Here is a 1,057-nt window from a genome sequence, read left to right on the forward strand (position 1 = left end):
GGGCTCGGGCTCGGGCTTGGTGCAGGCGTCGCCAGTTTGACCAGTGCAGACGGTGGGCGAGGTCGCTGATCGGGCGGATGAGGAAGGCGTTGGTCAGGCGGCGGACCTCGTTGACCGTGGGCTTGATTAGGCTGGTGTCGGCCGGGTCGTCGTCGGCGGCGTCGGCGGCGCAGATCGCCAGGACGGCGAGGGCGGCCAGGGCAAGGGTGGTGAAGCGGAGCCAGGAGTCCCAGCGGCGGACCTGGTGCTGGTCGAGGCCGACCTGGCTTTTGGCGGCTTGGAAGCTTTCCTCGATGCTCCAGCGGATACCCGCGACTCGCACGAGCTGGGCGAGGGTGGCGGGTCTGGGGGTCCAGCAGCGGTAAAAGGTCAGCTCACCGGTGCTCGTGTTGCGGCGGATCAGGAGGCTGTGCTGGCCGCCGTCGTCGGGGTCGGCGTCGGTGCACACGTCATCGAGCCAGGCCCAGTCGGAGAAGCGCGGCCCTTTCGACCCGGCGCCGCCGCTGCGGCGCTGCCACGCCGCAGCGGGCAGGTCAGCGGCGATCCGGTCCGCGCGGATGCGGGTCTTGCCGCCGTCGATCGGCGTCAGGTGGCTGCGGGACACGGCCAGGACGTAGCCGAGCTCGCGTTCACGCAGGTGGGCGCGGAAGACGCCGCTGTTGCCGTATGCCTCGTCGGCTGCGACCCACCCTGCGGGCACCCCGGCGTCGAGGGCTGCGATGATCATGTCAGCGGCCAGGTCCGGCTTGGTGGCGAACTCGACCTCGTCGGGCACGCCGGCGCCCCGGCAGCGGTCCCGGTCGTCGGTCCACGACGCCGGCAGATACACCCGCCGGTCGATCAAGGTGTGCCCGCCCGCGCCGGCGTAGCCGAGGAACACTGCGACCTGGCTGTTCTCGATCCGCCCCGCCGTGCCGGTGTATCGGCGTTGCACCCCGACCGTGTGGATGCCCTTCTTCAGCTCACCGGCCTCGTCGACGGCCAGGACCGCGTCCGGGCAGCCGAACCGGCCGGTGATCAGCTGCCGCAGGTCGTCACGCACGGCGCCGGCATCCCA

General features: G+C 71.7%; 1 protein-coding gene. It reads right to left on the reverse strand.

Going from position 1 to position 1,057, the window contains the following annotated elements; translation table 11 throughout:
* Window positions 1–1,042 (reverse strand): IS701 family transposase (locus tag ACIBEF_RS32620; protein WP_396797271.1); only part of this gene is annotated, 1,042 nt, incomplete at its 3' end.
* Between the last annotated feature and the right edge of the window lie 15 nt (window positions 1,043–1,057).

It is taken from the genome of Micromonospora sp. NPDC050795 (genome assembly GCF_044456785.1).
GTDB lineage: Bacteria > Actinomycetota > Actinomycetes > Mycobacteriales > Micromonosporaceae > Micromonospora.